This is a genomic window from Parafannyhessea sp. (assembly GCF_051876455.1).
GTDB lineage: Bacteria > Actinomycetota > Coriobacteriia > Coriobacteriales > Atopobiaceae > Parafannyhessea.
In genome coordinates, this window is sequence record NZ_JBJEHW010000199.1 from 1 (window position 1) to 1,804 (window position 1,804).

Below are 1,804 nucleotides of genomic sequence, written 5' to 3' on the forward strand. Positions count from 1 at the left end.
GGCGTGGGGTGAGGTTCGGCGCGCAGCAGCTGGACGACCTGGACGGCCTGGTTGATGAGGATGCGCTCGAGGCGGCCGCGACTCGCGGCGGCTCCGGGCGCGGTTCCGCCCAAACCGCCCAGCCGCGTCCGGCGGCGCAGCCCGCGCGCATCGTGCGGGAGGACGGACGCGACGTGGCCTGCCCCAAGTGCGGCTCCACGGACGTGCGGGTCGTGTCCGAGGGGCTGATGCCGTTCGACGGGTTGCGCGGTCTGGACGTCATGGGCGTGGGGACCGAGGACTGGTCGCGCCTCTACAGGTGCCGGCGCTGCGGCCACAGCTGGGAGGAGTGGGCGTAGGGAGGAAGGCACCTCGTCCTTCTCGCCCGCGCCTTTTACCTTGCCCAGAACGCCTTGGTCAGCTCCTGGCGGTTGGGCTGGCCGCACTTCTTGAGCACGTTGTGCACGTGGACCTTGACCGTGGACGCCGCGATGCCCATCTCGCTCGCGATGTTCTGGTTGTCCTTGCCAAGCACCAGCAGCCGCAGCACCTCGCTCTCGCGCGCGGAGAGGCCGTAGCGCTCGCAGAAACGCGGCAGCACGGCGTCGATGGACTGCTGCACGTTCTCGCTCTCGCGCGTGGGCGGCTGGTCAAAGCGCAGCCGCAGCGTCTGAGACGCCTGGCGCAGCGCGATGACGGCCATGGCCAGGAAGAGCAGGTTCTCGGATATGTTGCGCTCCGCGAAGAACCACAGGAAGCCCGCGTCGAGCCTCGACGGGTCAAACAGCAGGATGAAGACGACGTTCTCCAGTGCCGTCAGGCAGGTCAGAAGGACGATCGCCCAGTACTCCCGGCGCTTCCGTCCCATGCGCATCCTCGCGGCGTCGCTTGCGGTCGCGAAGCGGTAGCCAACGTACGCGAGGACGAAACCCATGAAGACCTCGCGGCTGAAGAAGAACGCGAACTCCGCCAGCCGGGCGCCGGGGATGAGCCGGTACAGCACGGGCGGGAACACGAGCAGCAGTGCGATGGGGACGAAGCGCATCGCCCGGCTCCGCACCTCAAGCCGTTCGCACACGTACAGCCAGAGGCAGCCGAACGCGCCCGCGCCGGTGACGGCGCTCAGCAGGGGATGCCCGATATAGAAGAACGACGCGTTGTGGTAGGCGCCCCCTCCGGTCACGAAGTCGTCCTGGTACACGATCGCCGCGTCCAGGAAGTAGATGAGGTAGCACGCGACCAGGCAGAGGTCCGCCCTCCGGCGCGTGACGAAGTACGCGGACAGGCAGATCGCCGCGGTCATGCCGCAGGCGAGGAGTATGAAGAGCGAGTAGTAGAACAGCGCCACGTACATGGCAATGGTCCCTTCGGGGGTGCAGGTCGCAAGACCCTTGGCAGAACCAAGACAGTATAGCTCAAGTTGCCGCAGGTAGATGTGGGTGTAGTTGGGGTGTAGGCGCACTCGCTCACACGTTATACCCACCGCTACCACCACGTTAGGGCTTCACGGGTTTCTCCCACCGCGCGACCGTGGTCTCGCAGAGAAGATCTGGGGCGGCGCGGGGTCCGCCCCACAAGGGAAGGAGACCAATCGTGAGAGACCATGACGCCAAGCGCCAGGGTGCCGGCGAGGCGGCCATCGAGCCGTCGTCGGTAGGGGCGGGCGAGAAGAGCCACCGCCGCAAGGGACGCTTCCACGTGCCAACCGCGTTCACCATCCTGTTCGCGGTCACCATCGTCGCGGCAATCGCCACCTACCTGGTTCCGGCAGGCGCCTACTCCAAGCTGTCGTACGACAGCGACTCCGGCAAGCTCCAGATCACGG

At 67.0% G+C, this 1,804-nt stretch carries 2 protein-coding genes and 1 pseudogene; 2 read left to right on the forward strand and 1 reads right to left on the reverse strand.

Annotated features, from left to right (window positions below):
• On the forward strand, positions 1-338 hold a 338-nt coding region (locus tag ACI38Z_RS08370; RefSeq protein ID WP_439789740.1), incomplete at its 5' end, for a hypothetical protein.
• A gap of 35 nt (positions 339-373) precedes the next feature.
• Here ACI38Z_RS08370 and ACI38Z_RS08375 read toward each other — a convergent pair.
• Complete coding sequence (locus ACI38Z_RS08375; RefSeq protein WP_439789741.1) at positions 374-1,333, reverse strand: helix-turn-helix transcriptional regulator; 960 nt, start codon at positions 1,331-1,333, stop codon at positions 374-376.
• A gap of 239 nt (positions 1,334-1,572) precedes the next feature.
• Between ACI38Z_RS08375 and ACI38Z_RS08380 the strand changes: the two are divergent.
• Positions 1,573-1,804: pseudogene (locus ACI38Z_RS08380) on the forward strand (hypothetical protein); the annotation flags it as partial.

What these genes read in the sequence shown, in the direction of transcription:
- ACI38Z_RS08375 (WP_439789741.1), bottom strand. Translation starts at nt 1,333, where the DNA reads ATGTACGTGGCGCTGTTCTACTACTCGCTCTTCATACTCCTCGCCTGC.